Origin of the sequence: Exiguobacterium sp. S22-S28 (assembly GCF_043359615.1) — a bacterium.
GTDB lineage: Bacteria > Bacillota > Bacilli > Exiguobacteriales > Exiguobacteriaceae > Exiguobacterium_A.
In genome coordinates this window covers 30,533-57,206 of record NZ_JBHFFC010000008.1, presented here as the reverse complement: position 1 = coordinate 57,206, position 26,674 = coordinate 30,533, and the positions used below count along the sequence as shown (strand labels likewise).

The window sequence follows — 26,674 nt, the reverse complement described above, 5'->3', positions numbered from 1 at the left end:
AAGAAGCCGATCTGCAAATGCAGGTCGGTTTTTTTTGTGTATCCGGAACGAAAAGACTAAATGGTTGCAATTCACTTTTAAGATGATTACTATTAAATCAAATAATAGTCAAAGATGGTCAGAGAGGTGGTGCCCATGCAAAACATCACAGATATCATCGAAGCCTATTTAAAGCAAATTTTACATGATGAGAAAAAAATTGAGATCAAACGTCAAGAAATTGCTGAGCGCTTTGATTGTGTTCCTTCGCAAATTAACTATGTCATCAATACCCGGTTTACGATTGAAAAAGGGTATTTTGTCGAGAGTAAACGTGGCGGAGGCGGATACATCCGAATTCAAAAAATCGTGATTTTAGATAGTCATGATTTACTAAATGAGATGAGTCGTTGGATTGAGAACGATCTAACAGAACAAACGGCGGAAGATTACCTGATTCGTTTGGTGAATGAGCAACTTTTAACGCGACGAGAAGCTATTTTAATTCAATCCTTGTTACAAAAGGAAAGCCTGCCGATGGGACTTGAAGATCAGCGGAGGATGCGTGCTCATTTGATGCAGATTATTTTACAAACGATTAAACGGCTGTGATACGGGAGGGATGCGTATGCGTTGTCAACGGTGTGGTGAAAGAGAAGCCGTCGTCCGTGTCAAACTTCCACAAGACCAAGACGGAACAGAACGAATTCTTTGTTCCGTTTGTGTAAAAGAACTCGCGAAAACCTATCAAGAAACCGCCTGTCCTTCATGTGGAATGACACGCCAACATCTTTTGCATATACGAAAAGTTGGCTGTGCGACATGTTATTCATTTTTTAAAGAAGAAGTAGACGGAATGATTCGTCAGTTCCAGCATGGTCATACAAAACACTATGGTTCACGACCGGAAGAAGAGTCAGTTGAAAAACGACTGTCTCAACAGCTGAGTCGATTAAAAGAACAGTTGAACCGAAAGATTTTATCAGAAGATTATGAGGAAGCTGAACTGATCAAGCAACAAATTGTTGATGTGGAGGAGGATTTGCGCCATGTTTGAGCAACTTTTAACGCACCCCCTCAGCGAAAAGATGGATCAGCAAGCTCCGTATGATGATATTGTCGTTTCAACACGGATTCGACTGGCCCGAAACGTGGCACATTATCCTTTTTCGACCAGAATGCCAGAAAATCAAGCAAACGCTTTAATTGACGAAACGGAACGCCAATTGTCAGGGTTAAAAGGATTTCAGTTCGGACGGGTCGATCAAGTCGATGCGTTGACCAGAACTGCTTTAGTAGAAAAGCATTTAATCAGTCCTGCTCTTGCGACACATCCACGGACCGGACTTTTCGTCAGCGAGGATGAACAGATCAGTGTCATGGTGAATGAGGAAGATCATTTCCGGATTCAAACCCTTTTACCGGGGCTGCAATTAGAAGAAGCATTCCGGGTGGCAAAACAAGTGGATCGTTTGATCAGTGAACGGTTTAAAATCGCTTTTGATGATACACTCGGTTATTTGACGACGTGTCCGAGTAACGTCGGGACAGGTCTTCGGGCATCCGTTATGTTGCATTTACCGGGACTCGTGTTGACGAATCAGATTCAAGGGTATATCAAACACTTGCGGCAGCTAGGTTTTGCGATTCGTGGACGGTACGGTGAAGGCAGCGATGCTTCCGGGCGAATGTTTCAACTGTCGAATCAACGGACGCTTGGAGCCAGTGAAGACATGCTGATTACTGATTATCAATTTGCCGTCGAAGCATTAATTGAAGCAGAACAGGCTGCAAGAAAAGGATTATTGGAGATGTATCAAGAAGAACTAGAAGACCGACTTTACCGGTCGTACGGCATCTTAAAATCGGCACGTTTGATTACGGCGCGGGAAGCAACCGAACGCTTATCTGATGTCCGTTTGGCAGACAGCCTAGGATTGGCCGTCACTTTGCCGCCAAACTTGTTCCATCATTTGCTTGTATCACTACAAACAGGTTTTCTACAAAAGCATTTCGGGAAACAATTAACATCAAGAGAACGGGACATCGAACGAGCGACAGTCATTCGTGAGATGTTAACCGAACAGACAAACAGGGATCACACACAAGGAGGTTTTGCGTAATGATGTTTGGACGATTCACAGAACGTGCTCAACGCGTACTCGCACTTGCACAGGAAGAAGCGGTACGTCTTGGTCACCATAATATCGGGACAGAACACATTTTACTCGGACTTGTACGTGAAGGAGACGGGATTGCGGCAAAAGCCTTAACAGCACTCGGACTCAGTTCAGATAAGATTCAAATGGAAGTTGAAGCTTTAATTGGTCGCGGTCAAGATGGTGCGACAACGATTCACTATACACCACGTGCGAAAAAAGTCATCGAACTTTCGATGGACGAGGCCCGTAAACTCGGTCACTCGTATGTTGGAACGGAGCACCTCTTACTCGGTTTAATCCGTGAAGGAGAAGGTGTCGCAGCACGTGTCTTGAACAATCTCGGGATCAGCCTTTCAAAAGCCCGTCAACAAGTACTTCAGTTACTTGGGAACAGCGAAACGACAGCAAACGCCTCACAAGCCGGCTCAGGTGTCGCAACACCGACGCTTGACGGTTTAGCACGTGACTTGACGCAACAGGCACGTGAGACACGCCTTGACCCAGTCATCGGTCGTGCCAAAGAAATCCAACGGGTCATTGAAGTCTTAAGTCGCCGCACAAAAAACAATCCGGTCTTGATCGGAGAACCGGGTGTTGGTAAAACAGCAGTCGTTGAAGGGCTTGCCCAACAAATCATCAATAACGAAGTGCCGGAGACGTTACGGAATAAACGCGTCATGGTACTCGATATGGGGACACTCGTTGCGGGAACGAAGTACCGTGGTGAGTTTGAAGATCGTTTGAAAAAAGTCATGGACGAGATTCGCCAGGCTGGAAACATCATTCTCTTCATCGATGAGTTGCACACGTTAATCGGTGCCGGTGGAGCGGAAGGGGCGATTGATGCCTCGAACATCCTCAAGCCGTCACTCGCTCGTGGTGAACTCCAATGTATCGGAGCGACAACGCTGGATGAGTACCGGAAATACATCGAAAAAGATGCGGCACTCGAACGTCGTTTCCAACCGATCCAAGTCGCTGAGCCGACGACGAATGAAGCGACACAAATCTTGTTTGGTCTTCGTGACCGTTATGAAGCCCACCACCGGGTCACCATCACGGATGAAGCGATCCAAGAAGCTGTAACACTCTCGGACCGTTATATCTCAGACCGTTTCCTACCGGATAAAGCAATCGATTTGATTGACGAAGCGGCTTCAAAAGTCCGTTTACGCTCATATACAGCACCACCGAACTTAAAAGAAGTAGAAGCGAAACTTGAAGGGATTCGTAAAGATAAAGACGAAGCCGTTCAAAGTCAGGAATTCGAAAAAGCAGCCGGTCTCCGTGACACGGAACAAAAATTACGAGATGAATTGGAACGCTTAAAAGAAGAATGGCAGAATAAGCAAGGCAATGAAAAACTAGAAGTGACGAAAGACGACATCGCACAAGTCGTCGCGAACTGGACAGGTGTTCCGGTCACGAAGATTGCAGAAGAAGAGACGGACCGCTTATTGCGTCTCGAAGAAATTCTTCATGGACGTGTCATCGGTCAAAACGAAGCTGTTAAATCAATTTCAAAAGCCATCCGTCGTGCACGGGCGGGCCTAAAAGATCCAAAACGTCCGATCGGTTCATTCATTTTCCTCGGACCAACCGGTGTCGGTAAAACGGAACTTGCCCGGGCAGTCGCGGAAGCGATGTTCGGTGACGAGGACGCCATCATCCGGATCGATATGTCCGAGTACATGGAGAAACACGCGACAAGTCGTCTTGTCGGTTCTCCTCCGGGATATGTCGGATATGAAGAAGGCGGTCAGTTAACGGAGAAAGTGCGCCGGAAACCATACTCCGTCATCTTGCTCGATGAAATTGAGAAAGCACACCCTGAAGTCTTCAACATTCTACTTCAAGTGCTTGACGATGGTCGCTTGACGGATTCAAAAGGTCGGACAGTCGACTTCCGAAATACGATCATTATCATGACGTCAAACGTCGGAGCAAGTGCACTCAAACGCAACAAATACGTTGGTTTTGCGGTTTCGGATGATACGGATCGTGAGTATACAGACATGAAGGGGAAAGTCATGGATGAGCTGAAAAAAGCCTTCCGTCCTGAATTCTTGAACCGGATTGACGAAACAATCGTCTTCCACTCACTTGAGAAGAAACACATCGAAGAAATTGTGAAGTTGATGGCGAAAACACTGGAACAACGACTTGCTGAACAACAAGTTCACTTCGAGTTGACACCGGCCGCGCTCTCGAAAATCGCGGATATCGGATATGATCCGGAATACGGAGCCCGTCCAATCCGTCGTGCCCTTCAACGGGAAGCAGAGGATCGTTTGTCAGAAGCCTTGCTTGCCGGTGATATTCAAAAAGGTGAGCGGGTGGCACTTGATGTCGAAGATGGAGAATTCATCGTCCGTCGTCATCAAGCTGAACCGGCAACGACCGAATAATTGATCAACAGGGTCCAGCTTTCGCAAGTATGAGGCGAAAGCTGGACTTTTTTTCTTGATAAAGAGAAAGGATGGATCACTTGGCTAAACTAAAGACGAAATTTGTCTGCCAGAGTTGTGGAACGGAATCTCCGAAATGGATGGGCCGTTGCTCCGGCTGTGGTGAATGGAACACGATGGTCGAAGAAGTTGTCGAAGAGAAAAAGGCACGGCGGGGTTCTGCTTTCGTGCACACGACGACAAAACAGTTAAAACCGGAACGTTTATCTAATATCTTGTCACAAGAAGAAAGCCGTGTTTTCACGGGCAGCGGTGAATTTGACCGGGTCCTCGGCGGTGGTATCGTACCTGGCTCGATGGTTCTTGTCGGTGGTGATCCGGGAATCGGGAAGTCGACGATTTTACTTCAGACCAGTGCACGTCTTGCGGCGCGTGGAGAAAAAGTCCTGTACATTTCAGGAGAAGAATCGCTTAAACAAACGAAATTACGCGCGGAACGACTCGGGTTGCCGACGCAGGACTTGTTTGTCTTGAGTGAGACGGACATGAATATGATTGAACGGGTCGTCGATGAAGAAAATCCGGCCTTCCTGATCATCGACTCCATCCAAACGGTTTACATTGACGAAATTCAATCTGCGCCGGGCAGTGTCACGCAAGTGCGGGAGTGTACAGCGATGCTGATGAAAATCGCCAAGAGTCGCGGAATTGCCATCTTCATTGTCGGTCACGTGACAAAACAGGGATCGATTGCCGGACCGCGTCTACTCGAGCATATGGTAGATGCTGTTCTGTATTTTGAAGGGGAACGTCATCATACGTTCCGGATTTTACGGGCGGTTAAAAACCGATTTGGTTCGACGAATGAAATCGGAATTTTTGAAATGCGGGAATCAGGGCTTGAAGAAGTCTTGAATCCATCGGAGATTTTCCTCGAAGAACGGACGTCCGGTGTATCCGGGTCAACGATTGTAGCTTCAATGGAAGGAACACGAACAGTTTTGGTGGAATTACAAGCACTGATTTCCCCGACTTCGTTCGGGAATCCGCGTCGTATGGCGACAGGTATCGATCAGAATAAAGTCGCCTTGCTGATGGCTGTCCTAGAGAAACGGTCAGGATTGTTGCTTCAGACGCAAGATGCCTATCTTAAGGCAGCAGGTGGGGTTAAACTGGATGAACCGGCCATCGATTTAGCAATTTGTGTCGCGGTCGCCTCCAGTTTCCGGGATAAACCGACCCGACCGACAGATGTCGTCATCGGGGAAGTGGGATTGACCGGAGAAGTCAGACGCGTATCACGCATCGAGCAACGAGTCGCTGAAGCGGCGAAGCTTGGCTTTACCCGTGCCATTATTCCGAAAAACAACCTTGGTGGGTGGACCTATCCGCCCGGGATTACGGTAATCGGGGTGGAGAGTGTAGATGAAGCACTGCGGGAAACCATTCCTTTCTAAACAGTTTCAACTACGGGAAAAGATGGGGAAGGTGTTAAGGAATTGTAAACAGTTTCCCCACCTTAAGCCGTAGGTGATTCAAATAAATACATGTTACAATGAACTTAAAATAATAAAAGGAGGTGGGAAGATTGAAAATTGTCATCAGGATCTTTTTTGCGTTATTAGGTCTTGCGCTTGGTATCTTGTTGCTTCCTGAATTATTTCAACTGATTGAAGCAGCGACGAAGATGGCTTTCCCGGAATGGTTGATGACCACATACGTTACAGGAACGATTGGTGCACTCATATTTTTATTAATTGGATTATTCATTACGGATTCTGTGATTCGACTTCTCCGGTTTTTAGAAGAAAAGTTAGTGAAAGCACCTGTCGCCGATTTATTTTTCGGCACATTCGGCTTATTAGTTGGTCTCGTCATGGCCTTTCTCGTCAGTATGCTAATTGAACTTGTCGGTATTCCGTTACTGAGTAATGTGTTAACCATGATTGTCGCAGTCCTGTTCGGGTATCTCGGATTTACGGTCGGTTACCGGAAGCGTCACGAACTGACAAAAGTCTTCTTACGTAACAATAATAATCAGACAGAGAAAAAGGCGGCAGAGCCTGTTGTTGTCGAAAAATCAAACAGTAAAGTCCTCGATACGAGTGTCATCATCGACGGTCGGATTACCGATATTGCGAAAACCGGATTTGTCGAAGGCAAACTGATTGTCCCGCAATTCGTCATCGGTGAGTTACAGTATATCGCGGATTCATCGGACACGCTGAAGCGAAACCGCGGACGGCGTGGGCTGGATGTCCTCAAAGAACTCCAATCGATTCCCGGCATGGAAGTCGAGATTTATGACGGTGATTTTGAAGACGTCCCGGAAGTGGACATCAAATTGATTAAGCTTGCTGAATTGATCAAAGGTATCGTCGTGACAAATGACTATAACTTGAACAAAGTGTGTGAAGTCCGGAACGTTCGTGTTTTAAACATCAATGATTTGGCGAATGCCGTCAAGCAAGTGGTGATTCCCGGTGAAGAGATGACGGTTCTTGTCATCAAAGAGGGGAAAGAACAAAAACAGGGAATTGCTTATTTGGAAGACGGGACGATGGTCGTCGTCGAAGAAGGAAAACATTTGATTTCGAAGACAATTGGTGTCGTCGTGACCAGTGTTTTACAGACGTCTGCAGGACGTATGATCTTTGCGAAACCCCAAGAAAAATAAACGACAGACTGCCAAAAATGATTTTGGCAGTCTTTACTTATGAGAAAAGAGGGAACTAGATGAAAGAACACACATATCGGATTGTGATTCCGGCCGCCGGAGCAGGCAAGCGGATGGGCGCCGATCGAAACAAGTTGATGCTGACGTTACGAAACCGTTCCATCATCGAATGGACACTCGATGTCTTTGAACAGGATCCTGCCTGTCTTGAAATCATTCTTGCAATTAATCCAGCGGAGCAATCATGGTTTGAACGCATCACTGAACCATACAAGACGCCGATCCGTCTCGTTCCAGGCGGACGTGAACGCCAGGAAAGTGTAAAGTGTGGACTAGAGGCGGTTACGGAACCTGGTATCATCTTAATTCATGACGGAGCACGGCCGTTCGTGACAATCGAATCGATTCAGCAGGTCGTCGAAGCAGCCGAACAGACCGGGGCTGCAATTTTAGGTGTTCCGATCAAGGATACCGTCAAACGGGTTGAGGGCGACTCAATTGTCGAGACAGTCCCGCGGGATCAGTTGCTGGCAGCTCAGACGCCACAAGCCTTTACATTAGAGACGATTCGAACCGCCCATGCAAAAGCGGCAACGGAATTTATAGGTACGGACGACGCAAGTTTGATAGAATGGGACGGAGGAACGGTGACCTGGGTCACCGGACAATATGAGAACATTAAAGTGACGACACCGGATGATTTATTATTTGGAGAAGCCATTCTAACGAAACGAGGGAAATGATGATGATTCGAATTGGACAAGGTTTTGATGTACATGCCTTTGCAGAGGATCGGAAACTGATTTTAGGTGGAATTGAGATTCCGCACACGAAAGGGTTGCTCGGTCATTCGGACGCCGATGTCCTGTTACATACAATTGCTGACGCGGCACTCGGTGCCATCGCAGCCGGTGATATCGGGAAACACTTCCCGGATACGGATCCGGAATTTAAAGACGCGGATTCAGCGAAGTTATTGCAACACGTCTATGCGCTCGTTAAAGCACAAGGTTATGAACTGGGCAATTTAGACGCGACAGTCATTGCTCAAGCGCCGAAATTACGTCCGTATATCGATACGATGCGGGCACGAATTGCGGAACTGCTTGAAGCGGATATCGAACAGATCAATGTCAAGGCGACGACGACGGAATGGCTCGGCTTTACCGGGCGCGAAGAAGGAATCGCATGTCAGGCTGTGATTTTGCTGAAACGAATCGAAGAATAAGGTATACTAGTTAAGCGAATTTTAGACTAAAGGAGTGGATCGGTAATGGCAGAAGTACGTGTACGTTATGCACCAAGTCCAACGGGACACCTTCATATTGGAAATGCCCGAACAGCATTGTTCAACTACCTGTTTGCGCGACACGCAGGCGGCAAGATGATTTTACGAATTGAGGATACGGATCAGAAACGAAACATCGATGGTGGTGTGGAAAGTCAGATGAAGTATCTGGAGTGGCTCGGCATCGACTGGGATGAAGGTCCGGGTCGCGGTGGCGACTATGGTCCTTACTTCCAAATGGAGCGGCTTGATCTGTATAAAAAATACACAGACGAGTTACTTGAAAAAGGATTAGCGTACCGCTGCTACATGACATCAGAAGAACTCGAAGCAGAACGGGAAGCACAAATCGCCCGCGGCGAAGCACCCCGTTATTCAGGTGCACACCGTAATCTGACGCAAGAACAAGAAGAGGCGTTTGTGGCAGAAGGCCGGACACCGTCGATTCGGATCCGTGTTCCGGAAAGCGTCACATACACGTGGAATGATATCGTCAAAGAAGACGTTTCGTTCGAATCAAAAGACTTCGGAGATTGGGTCATCGTCAAAAAAGACGGTATCCCGACGTACAACTTCGCTGTTGTCATCGATGACCACTTGATGGCTATCAGTCACGTGTTGCGTGGAGACGACCATATCTCGAACACACCGAAGCAGATGATGATTTATGATGCATTCGGTTGGGAGTACCCGACATTCGGTCACATGACGTTGATCGTCAATGAAGAACACAAAAAACTGTCGAAACGTGATCAGTCGATCATCCAATACATCGAGCAGTATAAAGATCTCGGCTACTTGCCGGAAGCATTACTCAACTTCGTGACGTTGCTTGGCTGGTCGCCGGTCGGTGAACAGGAAATCTTTACAAAAGAAGAGTTCATCGAAATTTTTGACGCCTCTCGTCTGTCGAAGAGTCCAGCTGTCTTTGACCAACAAAAGCTCGCTTGGATCAACGGTCAATACATGAAACACCAGTCATTCGAAGAAGTATTCGAAGCAAGCCTGCCGTTCCTGCAAGACGCGGGACGTGTTTCAAGCGAACCGACGGAAGAAGAGTTTGTCTGGGCACAAAATTTGGTCGGATTATACCGGGAACAGATGACACACGGTGCAGAAATCGTTGAGCTTTCAGAGATGTTCTTTGAGGATGAACTGGTGTATGATGAAGAAGCAAATACTGTCTTGGCAGGAGAAACAGTTCCTGCAGTCTTGAGTGAATTCGCAAACCAGTTGCGGACACTTGAAGAATGGACACCGGAAGCTATCAAGGGAGCCATTAAAGCGACCCAAAAAGCAACCGGACAAAAAGGGAAAAATCTGTTCATGCCAATCCGTGTCGCTACGACAGGACATACACACGGACCAGAGCTTCCGAACACGATTCAACTATTAGGAAAAGACCGCGTACTTGCGCGTCTAGACGCATAAAATAAAGCGTAGATGAGGAAAGTAGAAACGATGGCTGTTATCCAGAGACAAGCTTGAATGGTGAGAGAGCTTGAACAGACGCGTTTCGAAATGCCCCTCTGAGTGCTGCCCGAAATCAGTGAGAGTAGGCGTAGACGTATCTCCGGCGTTAACGGACCGGAGAGGGATGATCGATTCATCCAAACAGAGTGGGACCGCGCTGATTGGCGTCTCTGTGCAGCGATGCACGGAGGCGCTTTTTCTTATGGAGAGGAGAACAAACATGACACGGATGCGCGAAGATATCCGCAACGTATTTAAGCAGGATCCGGCTGCCCGGAGTGCGACGGAAGTCGTCTTGACCTATCCCGGGTTGCACGCTGTCTGGATGCACCGGCTGGCTCATCGGATGTGGAAACTAAATCTGCATTTACCCGCACGAATGCTGTCTCAATTCAGTCGGTTTCTGACAGGAATCGAGATTCATCCCGGTGCGACGATCGGCCGACGTTTATTCATCGATCATGGTATGGGAGTCGTCATCGGTGAGACGGCGATTATCGGTGATGATGTCACCTTATTCCAAGGTGTGACACTCGGGGGAACAGGGAAAGAAACGGGCAAACGGCATCCGACACTCGGAAACGGTGTCCTCGTATCAGCCGGTGCACGAGTGCTCGGTGATATCACGATTGGGGATTCATCCAAGATTGGAGCAAGCTCTGTTGTTTTAAAAGATGTGCCGTCAAATGCGACGGTCGTCGGAATTCCCGGACGTGTCGTGATACAAGATGGAATAAAAGTCGACGCACCGCTCGATCATCAATTACCTGATCCGGTTCGTGAATGCCAGGAACGGATTGAACTGGAACTTGAACAATTAAAACGTGAGATTGAACGAATAAAAGGAGGACACCGCCATGATACAACTGTACAACAGCATGACCGGAAAGAAGGAACCATTTAAGCCGCTCGAAGAAGGAAAGGTCAAGATGTATGTCTGTGGACCGACCGTCTACAACTACATCCATATCGGAAATGCCCGTCCGGCCATCGTGTTTGATACGGTCCGCCGCTACTTTACGTATCGGGGCTACGAAGTCAAGTACGTCTCGAACTTCACGGATGTCGATGATAAAATCATCCGGACGGCGAATGAACTCGGAGAAGATTACCACGCTTTGACGAAACGATTCATCGAAGCCTACCACGCGGATACCGGTGCGTTGAATGTCCAAAAAGCGGATATTCATCCGTTGGTCACAGAAACGATGGATGATATCATCGCCTTCATCGAAGTGCTTGTCGAAAAAGGAAATGCGTATGCGTCAAGCGGAGATGTCTACTTCCGGACACGTAGTTTTGAAGATTACGGTCAATTGAGTCAACAGTCGATTGATGAACTTCGCTCGGGTGCGCGGATTGAAGTCGGCGAGAAAAAAGAAGATCCCCTCGATTTCGTGTTATGGAAAGCGGCAAAACCGGGTGAACCGGCATGGACGAGTCCGTGGGGAGAAGGACGTCCCGGCTGGCACATCGAGTGCTCGGCGATGGCGAAAAAGTATCTCGGGGACACGATTGATATTCATGCCGGTGGGCAGGACCTTAAATTCCCGCACCACGAGAATGAGATTGCTCAATCAGAAGCCTGCAATTCACAGAAGTTTGCGAACTACTGGATGCATAACGGCTTCCTTAACATTGAAAATGAAAAGATGTCGAAATCACTCGGCAATTTCCTGACGGTTCATGAAGCGATTCAAGCCGTTGATCCGATGGTCTTACGTTTCTTCATGCTGTCGGTCCAGTACCGTCATCCGATCAACTACAGCCGTGAATTGATTGATCAGGCAGCAAACGGGTTGGCACGAATCCGGGAATCGGTCGCAAACATCGAACATCGCTTGGCGATGACGGCTAATCTCGGAACAGCCAATGAGAAATGGCTGAACCGCATTGCTGAAATCAAACAACATTTCATTACATCGATGGACGACGATTTCAATACGGCGAATGCTGTGACCGATCTCTTTGACTTGTCAAAAGAGGCGAATCTATATCTCGGTGAAGACCAAGTGGCGACCGACGTGCTGGAGCAATTCCTGGCTGTTTTCGAAGAACTGTCGACGGTCCTTGGAGTGACATTGACGGTCGATAAAGGGTTGCTTGATGAAGAAGTCGAACAGTTGATTCGTGATCGTGACACGGCGCGTAAAGAACGGGACTTCGCCCGGGCAGACGCAATCCGTGATCAACTGCGCGACCAAGGCATCTTGCTTGAGGATACAGCGCAAGGGATGCGGTGGAAGCGCGGATGAAGAACTACAAACAATTAAATGCGTTGGCGCTCGCTTATATGGGTGATGTCGTCTACGAAATGCACGTTCGGGAACGGTTGCTTGAAAAGGGATTCGTTAAACCGGGTGAGTTGCATCAAGCGGCCATCCGGTATGTCCGCGCGCAGGCGCAAGCTTTCGTCGTGACACACTGGTTAAATGAAAATACGTTAACAGAAGAAGAACAGGCCGTCGTCCGGCGCGGGAAGAACGCTAAATCAGGTTCCGTTCCGAAAAGTACGGACGTCCATACGTACCGTTACGCAACGGCGTTTGAAGCTTTGTTAGGATATATCTATCTTGCAGAAGGAGGGGATCGTCTTGAAGAACTCATCGGACAAGCGTTCGAATTACTCGAAGCCGAAGCAACGGACGGAAAATAAGTCGTTCCAACCGGCGCGTAAACCGAAAGGCGACAAGCCGTATGGCGAAAAAGCAAAACAGAAAAAAATTGAACCAAAACAAGAAGAGACGATCGTAATCGAACCGCTCGAAGAAGGACAAGATTTCTTATACGGTCGTAATCCGGTTCTCGAAGCGTTGCGGACAGGTCGTGAGATGAACAAGCTCTTCATCCAAGAAGGACAGCAAAAAGGACCGCTTGCCGTTATCCATGCGATGGCGAAAGAAGCAGGTGTCCAGACACAAATCGTTCCACGTTCGAAATTACACGGTCTGACGGGAAGTGACAACCACCAAGGTGTCGTGGCTGCCGTTGCTGCATACGAATACGCGGAACTTGATGATATTTTTGCACTGGCGGAAAAGAAAGACGAGACGCCGTTGATGATTTTACTCGATGAACTCGAAGACCCGCATAATCTCGGATCGATTCTACGGACGGCAGATGCCGTCGGTGCCCACGGGATCATTATTCCGAAACGCCGGTCTGTCGGATTGACACAAGTCGTCGCAAAAGCTTCGACGGGAGCAATCGAACACATTCCGGTCGTTCGTGTGACGAATCTAACCCGGACGATGGAAGACTTAAAGAAAAAAGGGATCTGGTTCGTTGGAACGGATGCCCGTGAGAGCGATGACTACCGGACGCTCGACGGAACGATGCCGCTTGGAATCGTCATCGGCAGTGAAGGGAAAGGCATGAGCCGGCTCGTCCGTGAAAAATGTGATTTCCTTGTTCATCTCCCGATGGCAGGACACGTCACATCACTCAATGCATCGGTCGCAGCCTCGTTATTGTTGTATGAGGTCTACCGGACGAGAAAGCCGTATTCGCGATGAAATACGACCGTCTGATCGTTGATGGCTACAATATCATTGGCGCATGGCCGGAATTCCGGACATTGCGGGAGCAGGATTTTGAATTAGCACGGGAACGATTGGTCGATGCGATGGCCGAGTACCAAGCCGTCACAGGAATCAGTGTGACGATTGTCTTTGATGCCTACTTGCAACCGGGACGAGAATCCCGAATCAAGAAAAGCGGCATCGAAGTCATTTATACACGGGAAAACGAAACAGCGGATGAATGGATTGAAAAAACAGCGGCGGAATGGTTGCAGGATATCCGGGTCAAGTTGACCGTCGCGACAAACGACTTCACCGAGCAGTGGGTGATTTTCACGCTTGGCGCTCTCCGCATCTCAGCGCAGGAATTACGCCGGGACTGGAAGGCAGCAGTCGCAGTCATCCGCGGGCAGACGATTACGTCGAAGACTAGTAAACAACCACGTTCGACAATCGATCTGCCGGCCGATGTCATTGAACGTCTTGAAGAAATCCGGCGGCGTAAAAATTCAGATTCATGAAGAAATTCGAAGCGGATTTACGATTCAATCGTAGAATCCGCTTTTTTTTAATCTTTCACGTATCACTTCGGTGCACGATTGGACCAGACAAAAAGAGGTCATGCCAATTTTAATTGTCGTAGGATAGGAAATTATTGTATAATTAGAAACAATCGATTAGTTGGCTAGAGAAGGTTGGAGGGATGAAGGATGAGTTTGGTTTCGTTCGACCAGTTTGAGTGCATGACCGATGAGGCGCTTGTAGAGCAAGCGAAGGTATTTGACAACAGTGATGCGCTTGAATTTCTGATCGAGCGGTATCGGAACTTCGTGCGCGCAAAGGCACGGTCTTACTTCTTAATCGGAGCAGACCGGGAAGACATCATTCAAGAAGGCATGATCGGTCTATACAAAGCGGTACGGGATTACCGGACGGATAAGCTGGCTTCTTTCAAAGGATTTGCCGAGCTGTGCATCACGCGGCAAATGATCACAGCCATTAAAACGGCAACACGTCAAAAACATATTCCGCTTAATTCTTACATCTCGCTCGATAAACCGATTTATGATGATGAATCGGAACGAACACTGCTCGATATCATTACGTCGACGGCACCGTCGGATCCACAGATATTGATCGTCAACCGGGAAGAGTATGCGGATATTGAAAATAAGATGGATGAGATTCTCAGTGATCTTGAACGAAAGGTTCTGGCACTTTATCTCGACGGAAGAACCTATCAAGAAATTTCGGATGATCTCGATCGTCATGTCAAGTCGATCGATAATGCCCTTCAACGAGTAAAGAAAAAACTGGAACGGTATCTCGAAGCACGAAAACTGACGGTCTGACCGAGAGGTGGATTGACCACTGAATCCGGGTGTGCTACTGTATAAATAGCGCCTTACTAGCGAGACGCCGCTCATAGGCGTTTTTTTTTACGCTCTTTTTTCGAAGAGGGTTCTCTTCTTGAAGAGAAAGAGTGGCAAAGAAGGAGGTCGTTTGAGATGGCGAAGAGAGTAGGCCTTGCTTGTGATATTTGCGGTGCCCGCGACTACACGACGATGAAAAAAGAGGATGTCAGCATCCGCTTGGAACTGAAGAAGTTCTGTCGCCGCTGTAACGCGCATACGATTCATAAAGAAGCGAAATAAGGCTTCATCTATCCCGATTTAATACATCCTGGAGGGAAAGTACGATGAAATTTTTGCGTGACGTATGGAATGAACTGAAAAAGACGAGCTGGCCAAAACGAAAAGAACTGACGAAGTATACACTGACTGTAATTGGTATGGTCATTTTCATGGGTGTCTTCATCTTCGGTGTCGATTCAGGGCTCAGCGCATTCATGAGTTGGTTGATTAAGTAAAAAGAAGAGGTGACGTACCATGGATAAGCAGTGGTTTGTTGTCCAAACGTACTCTGGATTCGAAAACAACGTCAAGGCAAACCTTGAGCGTCGGATCGAGTCTATGAACATGGACGAGAAGATCTTCCGTGTACTCGTTCCGATCGAAACGGTACAGGAAGAAGTAACAAATAAAAAGGGTGAAACGAAAATCAAGGAACGTGAAATCAAGATCTTCCCGGGTTATGTACTCGTGGAAATGGTCATGACGGATGATTCTTGGTATGTCGTCCGTAACACACCGAACGTCACAGGTTTTCTCGGTTCGGTCGGCGGCGGTTCAAAACCGACACCACTTCTTCCGGAAGAAGCAGAAAACATTCTTGGATCAATGGGACTTGTCGACATGAAGAGTCGTTACGACTTTACGATGGGACAAATTGTTCGGATCAAAGAAGGTGCGTTTGAGAACTTGGAAGGAACGGTCGAAGAGCTTGACACGGAAACGGAAAAAATGAAGGTTTCTGTCGATATGTTCGGTCGTGAAACGAAAGTAGAGCTTGATTTCTCACAAGTTGAGAAAATAGATTAAGTTTCCTATTGCGAAACTTTTGTTTTAATGGTACAATTTTTCCTGTTTGATGTTGTGCTTATTTCGGTAAATTACTCGTCGAATAGAATGAGTGGGAGGACGCGCAACGTCCAATTAAACCACATTAAAGAATTAAGGAGGTGTGTCTCGTGGCGAAGAAGGTTATGAAACTAGTTAAACTTCAAATTCCTGCGGGCAAAGCAAACCCAGCTCCACCAGTTGGACCGGCACTCGGTCAAGCAGGTGTGAACATCATGGGCTTCTGTAAAGAGTTCAACGCTCGTACACAAGACCAAGCCGGCTTGATTATTCCTGTAGTCATCACGGTTTTTGAAGATCGTTCATTTACGTTTATTACTAAAACTCCACCAGCAGCAGTTCTCTTGAAGAAAGCAGCTGGAATCGAGAGCGGTTCAGGCGAGCCTAACCGTAAGAAAGTAGCGACTGTCAAACGTGACAAAGTTCGCGAAATCGCTGAAACGAAAATGCCAGACCTCAACGCAGCATCTGTTGAAACAGCGATGTTGATGGTTGAAGGTACTGCACGTTCTATGGGTATCGTAATCGAAGACTGAGTCTTTTGATTGCAATGAACAACGATGAGGGTCGCAGGCGGATAGTTACTTGAAGCCTTGCTACCCTTTCATTATGTGGGAGGATTTTCCGCACAACCACAAAGGAGGAACCTAAAATGGGTAAGAAGTATAAAGAAGCTGCTAAACTTATCGATCGTACGGTTTCATACGAACTCGCAGAAGCGGTAGACTTGACTAAAAAGTCTGCAACTGCGAAATTCGATGAAACAATCGAACTTGCTGTTCGTCTCGGAGTCGATCCGAAGAAAGCAGATCAACAAATCCGTGGAGCAGTCGTATTGCCACACGGTACTGGTAAAACACAAAAAGTTCTCGTCTTTGCTAAAGGTGAGAAATTAAAAGAAGCGGAAGCTGCTGGAGCAGACTTCGCTGGTGATTCTGAGTACATCACTAAAATCCAACAAGGATGGTTCGACTTCGATGTTATCGTTGCGACACCTGACATGATGGGTGAAGTTGGTAAACTCGGTCGTGTTCTCGGACCTAAAGGCCTCATGCCTAACCCGAAAACAGGAACAGTTACATTTGACGTCACAAAAGCAATCAACGATATCAAAGCTGGTAAAGTTGAGTACCGTGTCGACAAATCAGGTAACATCCACGTTCCTGTCGGTAAAAAATCATTCGATGACGCTAAATTGGTTGAGAACATCAACACAGTTATCGAAACACTCGTTAAAGTTAAGCCTGCTACTGCTAAAGGTGTTTACCTTAAAAACATCGCGATCGCTTCAACAATGGGTCCTGGTGTAAAAGTATCTGCAGCTGACTTCGCGAAATAATTTCGTCTAAAACGAACTTGACAACGTTCTAAGAACGCTGTTACAGTATAAAACGTTGATATATTCGACATACCGTAGACAGAAGGTGCTCATCGATTGAGCATAAACCCTTCCGAGGTGTTCTTGCTCAGAGAGCCTGTTTGTTCAGGTATCCTTTTTGACGATTACGCCTCCTCTGCCTGGCAGACGGAGGCTTTTTATTTGAAATCGAGCAGCCCCTCGCACCGGTACATTCCATTTACCAGGAGGTGCAACAGAAATGGCAAACGAAAAAGTTATCGCTGTCAAAGCGGATCTCGTATCTGAGATCGCTGAGAAAATGCAAGCGAGCGCTGGAACAATCGTCGTCGACTACCGTGGTCTCACAGTAGACGAAGTAACAGAACTTCGTAAACAACTCCGCGAAGCGGGTGTTGAATTCAAAGTTTACAAAAACGGTCTCCTCCGCCGTGCTGCAGTTCAAAGCAATCTTGAGGGTCTTGACGAAGTCTTTACAGGTCCTACTGCGATCGCCTTCAGCAATGAAGACGTTATCGCTCCAGCTAAGATCTTAAACAACTTCTCGAAAGACCACAAAGCTCTTGAGCTTAAAGGTGGTATCATCGAAGGCAAAGTCACTTCAGTAGAAGATGTCAAAGCCCTTGCGGAACTTCCATCACGCGAAGGTCTCCTTTCGATGCTTCTCAGCGTGCTTCAAGCGCCAATCCGTGGTCTTGCGGTGGCAACGAACGCAATTGCAGAGCAAAAAGAAGAACAATCTGCTTAATGTCCGCTTAGCGGGATAGGCAAACACACAATTTTTCACACCCCAACGCGGGTTAAATCAAAGGAGGAAAACCATAATGGCTTTCAACAAAGAGCAATTTATCGAAGACCTCAAGGGCATGACTGTTCTTGAACTTAACGAACTCGTAAAAACAATCGAAGAAGAATTCGGCGTATCAGCAGCAGCTCCAGTAGCAGCAGCAGGTGCAGGCGCAGCAGCAGCTGAAGAGCAAACTGAATTCGACGTTATCCTCACAAACGCAGGATCTGGTAAAATCAACGTCATCAAAGCAGTTCGCGAATTGACAGGCCTCGGTCTTAAAGAAGCGAAAGCACTCGTTGACGGAACTCCAGCTCCAGTTAAAGAAGGCGTTTCGAAAGAAGACGCTGACGCAATCAAAGCTAAGCTTGAAGAAGCTGGCGCTACTGTAGAAGTTAAGTAATTTTCTTCTTCCGTAAAACAAAAGAAGCTCGCTTTGCGGGCTTCTTTTGTTTTCAACTTTAAACAGAGAGGGGAAGGAAACATGTCAGATCATTATTACACCAATGATCCCTCCTCGAAACGGGATCCAAAGTCGTGGGAATTTATATTACGCGGTGAAACATTCCGTTTTACATCGGATCATGGTGTCTTTTCAAAAGGCGGCGTTGATTTTGGTTCGCGTCTTCTAATAGAAGCATTTGTTGAGCCGGAGATAGCCGGACCGATTCTAGATGTCGGCTGTGGATACGGACCGATGGGTATTTCGCTTGCGAAGACGACGGGACGGGAAGCGGTTTTGGTTGATGTAAACGAGCGGGCGCTTGAGCTTGCGGCTGACAATGCACGTGCGAATGGTGTTTCCGTGACGACCGGTGTAAGTGACGGATATGCTGGCGTGGTTGATCAGACGTTTGCAGCGATCGTGACGAATCCACCGATTCGCGCAGGAAAAACCGTTGTTCACCGGATTTTACGGGAAGCGTATGATCATTTGGAAGTCGGCGGAGCGTTATGGGTCGTCATTCAAAAGAAACAAGGCGGACCATCAGCGAAGAAGTTGATGGAAGAAGTGTTTGGTTCGTGTGAAACGGTTGCCCGGGATAAAGGGTATTTGATATTTAAATCAATTCGGTCTTGACAAATCGAGTGATTTGTCGTTGACCTTGTCTATTGTCTATGATAGTATTATAAAATGCCATTGGAGTGATTTTTGGATAAGCAGTTTGAAGCAGCTGGCGTTCTCGACTACAGATGATTGAGTAGACAAGACGTCGCTTTTTTGCGCTTATCGGTCAAAAAATGGCTTCAATGTTCGATATTACACCCGTCCTTCTCAAGAAGAAGAACTGGGTCTGAGAGGTGAATCAGTTGACTGGTCAACTTGTTCAGTACGGTCGTCACCGTCAGAGAAGAAGCTATGCACGTATCAGCGAAGTTTTAGAACTTCCAAACCTTATTGAGATTCAAACGAATTCATACGAATGGTTCCTGCGGGAAGGTCTTCGTGAGATGTTTCATGATATCTCGCCGATTTCCGACTTCACGGGAAATCTCGTATTAGAATTCATCGATTACTCGCTCGGAGAGCCGAAGTATTCGATTGATGAATCAAAAGAGCGCGATGTGACCTATTCGGCACCACTACGCGTAAAAGTCCGTCTTCAAAACAAAGAGACGGGTGAATTGAAGGAACAAGAAGTCTTCATGGGTGACTTCCCGCTTATGACGGAGTCGGGAACATTCATTATTAATGGTGCGGAACGAGTCATCGTTTCTCAGCTTGTTCGTTCGCCAAGTGTGTATTACAACAATAAGTTAGATAAAAACGGTAAACGTGGATTCTCGGCAACGGTCATCCCGAACCGTGGAGCATGGCTCGAACTTGAGACAGATGCGAAGGATATCGTATACGTCCGAATCGACCGCACGCGTAAGATTCCAGTAACGGTTCTTTTACGTGCTCTTGGTTTCGGCACGGATCAGGAAATCATCGATCTCCTTGGAGATGATGAATACCTCCGTAATTCCCTTGAAAAAGATAATACAGAAACGACGGAAAAAGCCCTCATCGAGATTTATGAGCGTCTGCGTCCGGGAGAGCCGCCGACTGTAGAAAATGCGAAAGCACTTCTTGTGTCGCGCTTCTTTGACCCGAAACGTTATGATTTGGCAAACGTTGGTCGTTATAAAATCAATAAAAAGCTTCATTTGAAGAATCGTCTGTTCGGGCAGAAACTTGCGGAAACGCTTGTCGATCCGGAAACAGGAGAGGTAATCGCAGAAGAAGGAACAGTTCTTGACCGTCGCATGCTCGACAAAGTCTTGCCATTCCTTGAAGGATCTGTCGGTTATATCGAAGCGACGCCAACTGGCGGCGTAACACAAGGCGAAGCCTTCAACCTGCAGTCGATCAAGGTGTTCGCACCGGACGATGCTGAAGGTGAACGCATCATCAATATCATCGGTAACGGTAACATCGATCGTGACATCAAGCATATTACGCCTGCTGACATGATTGCTGCGATTAACTACTTCTTCAACTTGTTGCATGAAGTGGGAACGACAGACGATATCGACCACCTCGGTAACCGTCGTCTCCGTTCAGTCGGTGAATTGCTCCAAAACCAGTTCCGGATCGGACTTTCCCGTATGGAACGTGTCGTCAAGGAGCGGATGTCGATTCAAGACCAGAATGCGATCACGCCACAGGCATTGATCAACATTCGTCCGGTTATCGCATCGATTAAAGAGTTCTTCGGTAGCTCGCAGTTGTCACAGTTCATGGACCAAACGAACCCGCTTGCCGAGTTGACGCACAAACGTCGTCTCTCTGCACTTGGGCCCGGTGGTCTTACACGTGAGCGTGCCGGCTTCGAAGTCCGAGATGTTCACTACTCGCATTATTCCCGTATGTGTCCAATCGAAACGCCTGAGGGTCCGAACATCGGGCTGATCAACTCACTGTCTTCGTTCGCGAAAGTCAATGAGTATGGTTTCATTGAAGCACCATACCGTCGTGTCGATCCGGAAACGGGTGTCGTCACGAATGAAATTCACTACATGACGGCCGACGAAGAGGATCTCTACGTCGTCGCGCAGGCAAACATGTTACTGACGGAAGAGAAGACGTTCCAAGATACACACGTCTTGTCACGTTTCCGTGGACAAAACTTGTCTGTCGAACCACCTCGTGTCGATTACATGGACGTTTCACCGAAGCAGGTTGTTTCGGCGGCGACGGCATGTATCCCGTTCCTTGAGAACGATGACTCGAACCGTGCCCTCATGGGAGCGAACATGCAACGTCAGGCCGTGCCTCTTCTTGACCCGGAATCACCGATTGTCGGGACTGGGATGGAGTACGTGTCTGCAAAAGACTCAGGTGCTGCCGTTGTTGCAAAACACTCAGGTATCGCTGAGCGTGTAACGGCTCGTGAAATCCTTGTCCGTCGTACGACGGAAGTCGATGGCAACATCGTTCAAGGTGAACTGGACCGTTACAAGATCCAAAAATTCATCCGTTCCAACCAAGGAACGTGCTATAACCAGAAACCAATCATCAAAGTAGGCGATCCTGTCGATAAAGGCGAGATCCTTGCAGATGGTCCATCGATGGACGGTGGGGAACTTGCGCTTGGTCGTAACGTACTCGTCGGTTTCATGACATGGGATGGTTACAACTACGAGGATGCTGTCATCATGAGCGAACGTCTCGTGAAAGACGATGTCTACACGTCGATCCACATTGAAGAGTATGAGTGTGAATCACGTGATACAAAACTCGGACCGGAAGAGATCACTCGTGACATTCCAAACGTCGGCGACGACGCCCTGAAAAACCTCGACGACCGCGGAATCATCCGTGTCGGTGCTGAAGTTAAAGACGGGGATATCCTGGTCGGTAAAGTTACACCTAAGGGCGTAACGGAATTGACGGCTGAAGAACGCCTGCTTCATGCAATCTTCGGTGAAAAAGCACGTGAAGTCCGTGATACTTCACTCCGTGTACCACACGGCGGCGACGGTATCATCCTTGACGTGAAAATCTTCGATCGTGATAACGGCGACGAACTGTCACCTGGTGTCAACCAGTTGATCCGTGCGTACATCGTTCAGAAGCGTAAGATTCACGAAGGAGATAAAATGGCGGGACGTCACGGTAACAAAGGTGTTATCTCGCGTATTCTGCCAGAAGAAGATATGCCGTACATGCCAGACGGCACACCAATCGACATCATGTTGAACCCACTTGGTGTACCATCACGGATGAACATCGGGCAGTTGCTCGAGCTTCACCTTGGTATGGCTGCACGCCAACTCGGAATCAAAGTTGCATCGCCGGTATTCGATGGTGCACGTGAGGAAGATGTTTGGGCAACGATTGAAGAAGCCGGTATGGACCGCGACGCTAAGACGATCCTCTATGATGGACGTTCTGGTGAAGCCTTCGATAACCGCATCTCGGTTGGTGTCATGTATATGATCAAACTCGCCCACATGGTCGATGATAAACTGCACGCACGTTCGACGGGTCCTTACTCGCTCGTTACGCAGCAACCGCTCGGTGGTAAAGCCCAGTTCGGTGGACAGCGTTTCGGTGAGATGGAAGTATGGGCACTTGAAGCATATGGTGCCGCTTATACGCTCCAAGAGATCCTGACAATCAAGTCAGATGATACAATCGGTCGTGTTAAAGCGTATGAAGCGATCGTTAAAGGCGAAAATGTACCACAACCGGGCGTACCGGAATCGTTCCGAGTTCTCATTAAAGAGCTTCAGTCTCTTGGTATGGATGTTAAGATGATGTCTGCTGAAGATGAAGAGATCGAAATGAAAGACGACGACGAGGACAACATCCCGAACGCGACTCCAGCACTCGAAGAAGTTCAAGCGCCTGTCGCACCAGTTGTTACTGAAGAGGAATAAGCGAAAGGGAGGTCCACCCCTTGGTAGATGTTAATAGATTTGAATATATGAAAATCGGCCTCGCTTCCCCAGAAAAGATCCGTTCGTGGTCTTTCGGGGAAGTGAAGAAGCCGGAAACGATCAACTATCGTACGCTCAAGCCAGAGAAAGACGGCTTGTTCTGTGAACGGATTTTTGGTCCAACGAAAGACTGGGAATGTTACTGCGGGAAATACAAACGGATCCGTTATAAAGGAATCATTTGTGACCGTTGTGGCGTTGAAGTAACCAAGTCGAAAGTCCGTCGTGAGCGCATGGGTCACATTGAACTTGCAGCACCGGTTTCGCACATCTGGTACTTTAAAGGAATCCCAAGTCGTATGGGTCTCGTCCTTGATATGTCACCGCGTGCACTCGAAGAGATCATTTACTTCGCGTCATACGTCGTCACAGATCCTGGCGAATCGACACTCGAGAAAAAACAACTCCTTTCAGAAAAAGAGTACCGTGCTTACCGTGAGAAATTCGGTAGTTCGTTTACTGCTGAAATGGGTGCGGAAGCGGTTCGTAAATTGCTCCGTGACGTTGAACTCGAAAAAGAAGTTGCCGGTTTACGCGAAGATCTTCGTATGATTCAAGGCCAACGTCGTACACGTGCGATCAAACGTCTTGAAGTCCTCGATGCGTTCCGTAACTCAGGCAATAATCCGGAGTGGATGGTTCTTGAAGTATTACCGGTCATCCCACCGGAACTCCGTCCGATGGTCCAGCTTGATGGTGGACGTTTCGCGACATCTGACTTAAACGACTTATACCGTCGTGTCATCAACCGTAACAACCGTCTCAAGCGTCTTCTGGACCTTGGCGCTCCGAACATCATCGTTCAGAATGAAAAACGGATGTTGCAAGAAGCAGTCGATGCCTTGATTGATAACGGTCGTCGTGGTCGTCCTGTTACTGGACCGGGTAACCGTCCATTAAAATCTCTTTCACACATGCTGAAAGGGAAACAAGGACGTTTCCGTCAAAACTTACTCGGTAAACGAGTCGACTATTCAGGTCGTTCGGTTATCGTCGTTGGTCCGAACCTGAAGATGTATCAATGTGGTCTTCCGAAAGAAATGGCCCTTGAACTCTTCAAACCGTTTGTCATGAAAGAGCTTGTCTCACGTGGCATCGCACCAAACATCAAGAGTGCAAAACGGAAAATCGAACGTGTTCAACCTGAAATTTGGGATGTATTAGAAGAAGTCATCCGTGAGCACCCGGTTCTCTTGAACCGTGCCCCGACTCTTCACCGTCTCGGTATCCAGGCGTTCGAACCGACACTCGTCGAAGGTCGCGCGATTCGCCTTCACCCACTCGTATGTACGGCATACAATGCCGATTTCGATGGTGACCAAATGGCGGTTCACGTACCACTTTCAGCAGAAGCGCAAGCAGAAGCCCGTCTTCTCATGCTCGCTGCACAAAACATCTTGAACCCGAAAGACGGTAAGCCTGTTGTTACACCATCGCAGGATATGGTCCTCGGTAACTACTACCTGACGCTTGAGCGTGAAAACGCAATCGGCGAAGGGAAAACATTCTCGACCGTGAACGAAGCGTTGATTGCCTACCAAAATGGGTATGTCCACTTCCATACACGTGTTGCAGTTCCGGCCGGTGTTCTCAAAAACCCGACATTCACGGAAGCGCAAAACGAGAAATTATTGGTTACGACGGTCGGTAAGTTGATCTTCAACGAGATCCTCCCAACGACGTTCCCATACTTGAATGAACCATCGATGAGCAATCTGCAGGAAGCAACGCCTGATCAGTACTTCCTTGAAAAAGGAACGGATGTAGCTGCTGAAATCAAGAGCCGTCCGATCATCGAACCATTCAAAAAAGGATTCCTCGGAAATGTCATCGCGGAAGTCTTCAAGCGTTTTGAAACGACTGAAACGAGCCGCATGCTTGACCGAATGAAAAACCTTGGTTTCAAACACTCGACACGTGCGGGTATTACGGTTGGTATCGCCGATATCATCGTACTTCCGGACAAACAGGAAATCCTGGTCGAGGCACAAGATAATGTTGACCGCGTTATGAAATCGTACCGTCGTGGTCTCATCACGGAAGAAGAGCGCTATGAGCGTGTCGTTAAATCGTGGAATGACGCGAAGGATGAAATTCAGTCTCGTCTGATGAAATCCCTCAACCGTTTGAACCCGATCTTCATGATGAGTGACTCCGGTGCCCGTGGTAACGCGTCAAACTTTACGCAGCTTGCAGGGATGCGTGGACTCATGGCCGCTCCAAGTGGACGGATCATCGAGCTCCCGATCAAATCTTCGTTCCGTGAGGGTCTGACGGTTCAGGAATACTTCATCTCGACGCACGGTGCGCGTAAAGGTCTTGCCGATACAGCCTTGAAGACTGCCGATTCAGGTTACCTGACTCGTCGTCTCGTTGACGTCGCACAAGATGTTATCATTCGTGAAGATGATTGTGGAACGGATCGTGGTATCCGCGTCACAGCACTTCGTGAAGGAACGGAAGAAATTGAAAACCTCTACGACCGTCTTGTTGGCCGTACAGCGTTTGAAAAAGTCGTTCACCCGGAAACAGGTGCCGTTCTCGTTTCAACAAACGAACTCATCGACGAAGATATCGCGCGTGCAATCACGGACGCAGGCATCGACAACGTTGAGATTCGTACAGCCTTCACATGTAACACAAGTCATGGTGTCTGTAAGAAATGTTACGGACGTAACCTTGCGACTGGTAACGACGTCGAAGTCGGCGAAGCAGTCGGAATCATCGCGGCACAATCAATCGGTGAGCCAGGAACGCAGCTTACAATGCGTACCTTCCACACAGGTGGGGTTGCCGGAGACGATATCACACAAGGTCTCCCGCGTATCCAGGAGTTGTTCGAGGCCCGTAACCCGAAAGGTCAAGCGGTCATCTCGGAGATCGACGGACAAGTCATCGACTTTACGGAGTCGCGTGACAAGCGTGAGTTGACGATTCAAGGTCTGAGCGAGACACGGACATACACGATTCCTTTCGGATCGCGTCTGCGTGTTCAACTCGGTGAAGAAGTCAAAGCCGGACAAGTGTTCACGGAAGGTTCAATCGACCCGAAAGAACTCTTGAACGTCAAAGGTGTATCAGGCGTACAGAACTATCTTCTCCAAGAAGTTCAAAAAGTATACCGGATGCAAGGGGTTGAGATCGGTGACAAGCACGTCGAGGTCATGGTACGTCAGATGATCCGTCGCGTCCGCGTCATCGAATCAGGTGAGACATCACTCTTACCAGGTTCGCTTGTCGATATCAGCACGTTTAAAGAAGCATGTAAAGAAGCGCTCCGTGCCGGTAAAGCACTCGCTTCGGCTAAACCAGTTCTCCTCGGTATCACAAAAGCGTCGCTTGAAACGGATTCATTCCTATCAGCTGCTTCGTTCCAGGAAACTACTCGTGTCCTTACGGATGCGGCGATTAAAGGGAAGAGCGACTACCTTCGCGGCTTGAAAGAGAACGTTATTATCGGTAAACTTGTTCCAGCTGGTACAGGAATGACACGTTACCGTCAAATCGGTCTCGAAATAGCAGGCGAAACACCTGTAGAAGCAGATTCTCCTGTAGAATAAAACGCCTTGACACGCCGGTATGGCGGTGCTACTATGATATAGTGTTGCCAACC

Annotated in this window: 25 protein-coding genes and 2 other annotated features; all 25 genes read left to right on the top strand. The window is 47.9% G+C overall.

Annotation, left to right across the window (positions count from 1 at the left end; genetic code table 11):
• Positions 1-135 precede the first annotated feature (135 nt).
• The 25 genes from ACHA8N_RS02715 (at position 136) to rpoC (ending at position 26,621) form a co-directional block, all read left to right on the top strand.
• Positions 136-591, top strand: coding sequence for a CtsR family transcriptional regulator (locus tag ACHA8N_RS02715; protein ID WP_147512567.1), 456 nt, complete (start codon positions 136-138; stop codon positions 589-591).
• Positions 592-607: 16 nt separating this feature from the next.
• Positions 608-1,036, top strand: coding sequence for a hypothetical protein (locus ACHA8N_RS02710; RefSeq protein ID WP_167498394.1), 429 nt, complete (start codon positions 608-610; stop codon positions 1,034-1,036).
• A complete protein-coding gene (locus ACHA8N_RS02705) occupies positions 1,029-2,102 on the top strand; it encodes a protein arginine kinase (RefSeq protein ID WP_147512566.1) in 1,074 nt (357 codons plus the stop codon). The genes ACHA8N_RS02710 and ACHA8N_RS02705 overlap by 8 nt, the downstream gene beginning before the upstream one ends.
• Positions 2,102-4,549 (top strand): ATP-dependent protease ATP-binding subunit ClpC, encoded by a 2,448-nt coding sequence (clpC, locus tag ACHA8N_RS02700; protein ID WP_147512565.1) that lies wholly within the window; start codon positions 2,102-2,104, stop codon positions 4,547-4,549. The genes ACHA8N_RS02705 and clpC overlap by 1 nt, the downstream gene beginning before the upstream one ends.
• Positions 4,550-4,629: 80 nt before the next feature.
• Entirely contained in the window at positions 4,630-6,006 is a 1,377-nt protein-coding gene (radA, locus tag ACHA8N_RS02695; protein WP_393964605.1) for a DNA repair protein RadA, read from the top strand.
• Positions 6,007-6,137: 131 nt separating this feature from the next.
• Positions 6,138-7,226: a PIN/TRAM domain-containing protein gene (locus ACHA8N_RS02690; protein WP_147512563.1), complete on the top strand. Its 1,089-nt coding sequence runs from the start codon at positions 6,138-6,140 to the stop codon at positions 7,224-7,226.
• 59 nt (positions 7,227-7,285) lie between these two features.
• The gene (gene ispD / locus ACHA8N_RS02685) at positions 7,286-7,969 is read left to right on the top strand and encodes a 2-C-methyl-D-erythritol 4-phosphate cytidylyltransferase (RefSeq protein ID WP_393964604.1); all 684 of its coding nucleotides are present in this window, start codon (positions 7,286-7,288) and stop codon (positions 7,967-7,969) included.
• A 2-nt stretch (positions 7,970-7,971) separates the two neighbouring features.
• Complete coding sequence (gene ispF / locus ACHA8N_RS02680) at positions 7,972-8,454, top strand: 2-C-methyl-D-erythritol 2,4-cyclodiphosphate synthase (RefSeq protein WP_041261398.1); 483 nt, start codon at positions 7,972-7,974, stop codon at positions 8,452-8,454.
• Positions 8,455-8,499: 45 nt separating this feature from the next.
• Entirely contained in the window at positions 8,500-9,945 is a 1,446-nt protein-coding gene (gene gltX / locus ACHA8N_RS02675; protein WP_147512561.1) for a glutamate--tRNA ligase, read from the top strand.
• Positions 9,946-10,162, top strand: a binding site (T-box leader).
• 45 nt (positions 10,163-10,207) lie between these two features.
• Entirely contained in the window at positions 10,208-10,891 is a 684-nt protein-coding gene (epsC, locus tag ACHA8N_RS02670) for a serine O-acetyltransferase EpsC (protein WP_147512560.1), read from the top strand.
• The gene (gene cysS / locus ACHA8N_RS02665) at positions 10,845-12,242 is read left to right on the top strand and encodes a cysteine--tRNA ligase (RefSeq protein WP_393964603.1); all 1,398 of its coding nucleotides are present in this window, start codon (positions 10,845-10,847) and stop codon (positions 12,240-12,242) included. Before epsC ends, cysS begins: the two co-directional genes overlap by 47 nt.
• Entirely contained in the window at positions 12,239-12,643 is a 405-nt protein-coding gene (locus ACHA8N_RS02660; RefSeq protein ID WP_012368989.1) for a Mini-ribonuclease 3, read from the top strand. The genes cysS and ACHA8N_RS02660 overlap by 4 nt, the downstream gene beginning before the upstream one ends.
• 67 nt (positions 12,644-12,710) lie before the next feature.
• On the top strand, positions 12,711-13,502 hold the full coding sequence (gene rlmB, locus ACHA8N_RS02655) for a 23S rRNA (guanosine(2251)-2'-O)-methyltransferase RlmB (protein ID WP_393964606.1): 792 nt from the start codon (positions 12,711-12,713) through the stop codon (positions 13,500-13,502).
• Entirely contained in the window at positions 13,499-14,029 is a 531-nt protein-coding gene (locus ACHA8N_RS02650) for an NYN domain-containing protein (protein ID WP_147512557.1), read from the top strand. Before rlmB ends, ACHA8N_RS02650 begins: the two co-directional genes overlap by 4 nt.
• A 189-nt stretch (positions 14,030-14,218) precedes the next feature.
• Positions 14,219-14,860: an RNA polymerase sporulation sigma factor SigH gene (gene sigH / locus ACHA8N_RS02645; RefSeq protein ID WP_026826908.1), complete on the top strand. Its 642-nt coding sequence runs from the start codon at positions 14,219-14,221 to the stop codon at positions 14,858-14,860.
• Between the two features lie 156 nt (positions 14,861-15,016).
• The gene (gene rpmG / locus ACHA8N_RS02640) at positions 15,017-15,163 is read left to right on the top strand and encodes a 50S ribosomal protein L33 (protein WP_147512555.1); all 147 of its coding nucleotides are present in this window, start codon (positions 15,017-15,019) and stop codon (positions 15,161-15,163) included.
• Positions 15,164-15,207: 44 nt separating this feature from the next.
• The gene (gene secE, locus ACHA8N_RS02635; protein WP_012368994.1) at positions 15,208-15,378 is read left to right on the top strand and encodes a preprotein translocase subunit SecE; all 171 of its coding nucleotides are present in this window, start codon (positions 15,208-15,210) and stop codon (positions 15,376-15,378) included.
• 19 nt (positions 15,379-15,397) lie between these two features.
• Entirely contained in the window at positions 15,398-15,949 is a 552-nt protein-coding gene (nusG, locus tag ACHA8N_RS02630; RefSeq protein WP_014969139.1) for a transcription termination/antitermination protein NusG, read from the top strand.
• Between the two features lie 149 nt (positions 15,950-16,098).
• Complete coding sequence (gene rplK, locus ACHA8N_RS02625) at positions 16,099-16,524, top strand: 50S ribosomal protein L11 (RefSeq protein ID WP_012368996.1); 426 nt, start codon at positions 16,099-16,101, stop codon at positions 16,522-16,524.
• Between the two features lie 116 nt (positions 16,525-16,640).
• Entirely contained in the window at positions 16,641-17,327 is a 687-nt protein-coding gene (gene rplA, locus ACHA8N_RS02620; RefSeq protein WP_147512554.1) for a 50S ribosomal protein L1, read from the top strand.
• 54 nt (positions 17,328-17,381) lie between these two features.
• Positions 17,382-17,536 (top strand) — a sequence feature (ribosomal protein L10 leader region).
• Positions 17,537-17,586: 50 nt separating this feature from the next.
• The gene (gene rplJ / locus ACHA8N_RS02615) at positions 17,587-18,093 is read left to right on the top strand and encodes a 50S ribosomal protein L10 (protein WP_012368998.1); all 507 of its coding nucleotides are present in this window, start codon (positions 17,587-17,589) and stop codon (positions 18,091-18,093) included.
• 76 nt (positions 18,094-18,169) lie between these two features.
• Complete coding sequence (rplL, locus tag ACHA8N_RS02610) at positions 18,170-18,535, top strand: 50S ribosomal protein L7/L12 (protein ID WP_026834308.1); 366 nt, start codon at positions 18,170-18,172, stop codon at positions 18,533-18,535.
• An 81-nt stretch (positions 18,536-18,616) separates the two neighbouring features.
• Positions 18,617-19,213 (top strand): class I SAM-dependent methyltransferase, encoded by a 597-nt coding sequence (locus ACHA8N_RS02605; RefSeq protein ID WP_393964602.1) that lies wholly within the window; start codon positions 18,617-18,619, stop codon positions 19,211-19,213.
• 230 nt (positions 19,214-19,443) lie between these two features.
• Positions 19,444-23,001, top strand: coding sequence for a DNA-directed RNA polymerase subunit beta (gene rpoB / locus ACHA8N_RS02600; protein WP_147512552.1), 3,558 nt, complete (start codon positions 19,444-19,446; stop codon positions 22,999-23,001).
• 20 nt (positions 23,002-23,021) lie between these two features.
• Complete coding sequence (gene rpoC / locus ACHA8N_RS02595) at positions 23,022-26,621, top strand: DNA-directed RNA polymerase subunit beta' (RefSeq protein ID WP_026834305.1); 3,600 nt, start codon at positions 23,022-23,024, stop codon at positions 26,619-26,621.
• The last annotated feature ends 53 nt before the right edge of the window (positions 26,622-26,674 follow it).

Excerpts from the sequence above, each read along its gene's own strand:
- ACHA8N_RS02710 (WP_167498394.1), top strand. The coding sequence starts at position 608 with ATGCGTTGTCAACGGTGTGGTGAAAGAGAAGCCGTCGTCCGTGTCAAA.
- rpmG (WP_147512555.1), top strand. The coding sequence starts at position 15,017 with ATGGCGAAGAGAGTAGGCCTTGCTTGTGATATTTGCGGTGCCCGCGAC.
- rplA (WP_147512554.1), top strand. The coding sequence starts at position 16,641 with ATGGGTAAGAAGTATAAAGAAGCTGCTAAACTTATCGATCGTACGGTT.
- ACHA8N_RS02660 (WP_012368989.1), top strand. The coding sequence starts at position 12,239 with ATGAAGAACTACAAACAATTAAATGCGTTGGCGCTCGCTTATATGGGT.
- ACHA8N_RS02650 (WP_147512557.1), top strand. The coding sequence starts at position 13,499 with ATGAAATACGACCGTCTGATCGTTGATGGCTACAATATCATTGGCGCA.
- epsC (WP_147512560.1), top strand. The coding sequence starts at position 10,208 with ATGACACGGATGCGCGAAGATATCCGCAACGTATTTAAGCAGGATCCG.
- ispD (WP_393964604.1), top strand. The coding sequence starts at position 7,286 with ATGAAAGAACACACATATCGGATTGTGATTCCGGCCGCCGGAGCAGGC.
- sigH (WP_026826908.1), top strand. The coding sequence starts at position 14,219 with ATGAGTTTGGTTTCGTTCGACCAGTTTGAGTGCATGACCGATGAGGCG.
- rplJ (WP_012368998.1), top strand. The coding sequence starts at position 17,587 with ATGGCAAACGAAAAAGTTATCGCTGTCAAAGCGGATCTCGTATCTGAG.
- cysS (WP_393964603.1), top strand. The coding sequence starts at position 10,845 with ATGATACAACTGTACAACAGCATGACCGGAAAGAAGGAACCATTTAAG.
- gltX (WP_147512561.1), top strand. The coding sequence starts at position 8,500 with ATGGCAGAAGTACGTGTACGTTATGCACCAAGTCCAACGGGACACCTT.
- secE (WP_012368994.1), top strand. The coding sequence starts at position 15,208 with ATGAAATTTTTGCGTGACGTATGGAATGAACTGAAAAAGACGAGCTGG.
- nusG (WP_014969139.1), top strand. The coding sequence starts at position 15,398 with ATGGATAAGCAGTGGTTTGTTGTCCAAACGTACTCTGGATTCGAAAAC.
- ACHA8N_RS02715 (WP_147512567.1), top strand. The coding sequence starts at position 136 with ATGCAAAACATCACAGATATCATCGAAGCCTATTTAAAGCAAATTTTA.
- ACHA8N_RS02605 (WP_393964602.1), top strand. The coding sequence starts at position 18,617 with ATGTCAGATCATTATTACACCAATGATCCCTCCTCGAAACGGGATCCA.
- rplL (WP_026834308.1), top strand. The coding sequence starts at position 18,170 with ATGGCTTTCAACAAAGAGCAATTTATCGAAGACCTCAAGGGCATGACT.
- ispF (WP_041261398.1), top strand. The coding sequence starts at position 7,972 with ATGATTCGAATTGGACAAGGTTTTGATGTACATGCCTTTGCAGAGGAT.
- clpC (WP_147512565.1), top strand. The coding sequence starts at position 2,102 with ATGATGTTTGGACGATTCACAGAACGTGCTCAACGCGTACTCGCACTT.
- ACHA8N_RS02705 (WP_147512566.1), top strand. The coding sequence starts at position 1,029 with ATGTTTGAGCAACTTTTAACGCACCCCCTCAGCGAAAAGATGGATCAG.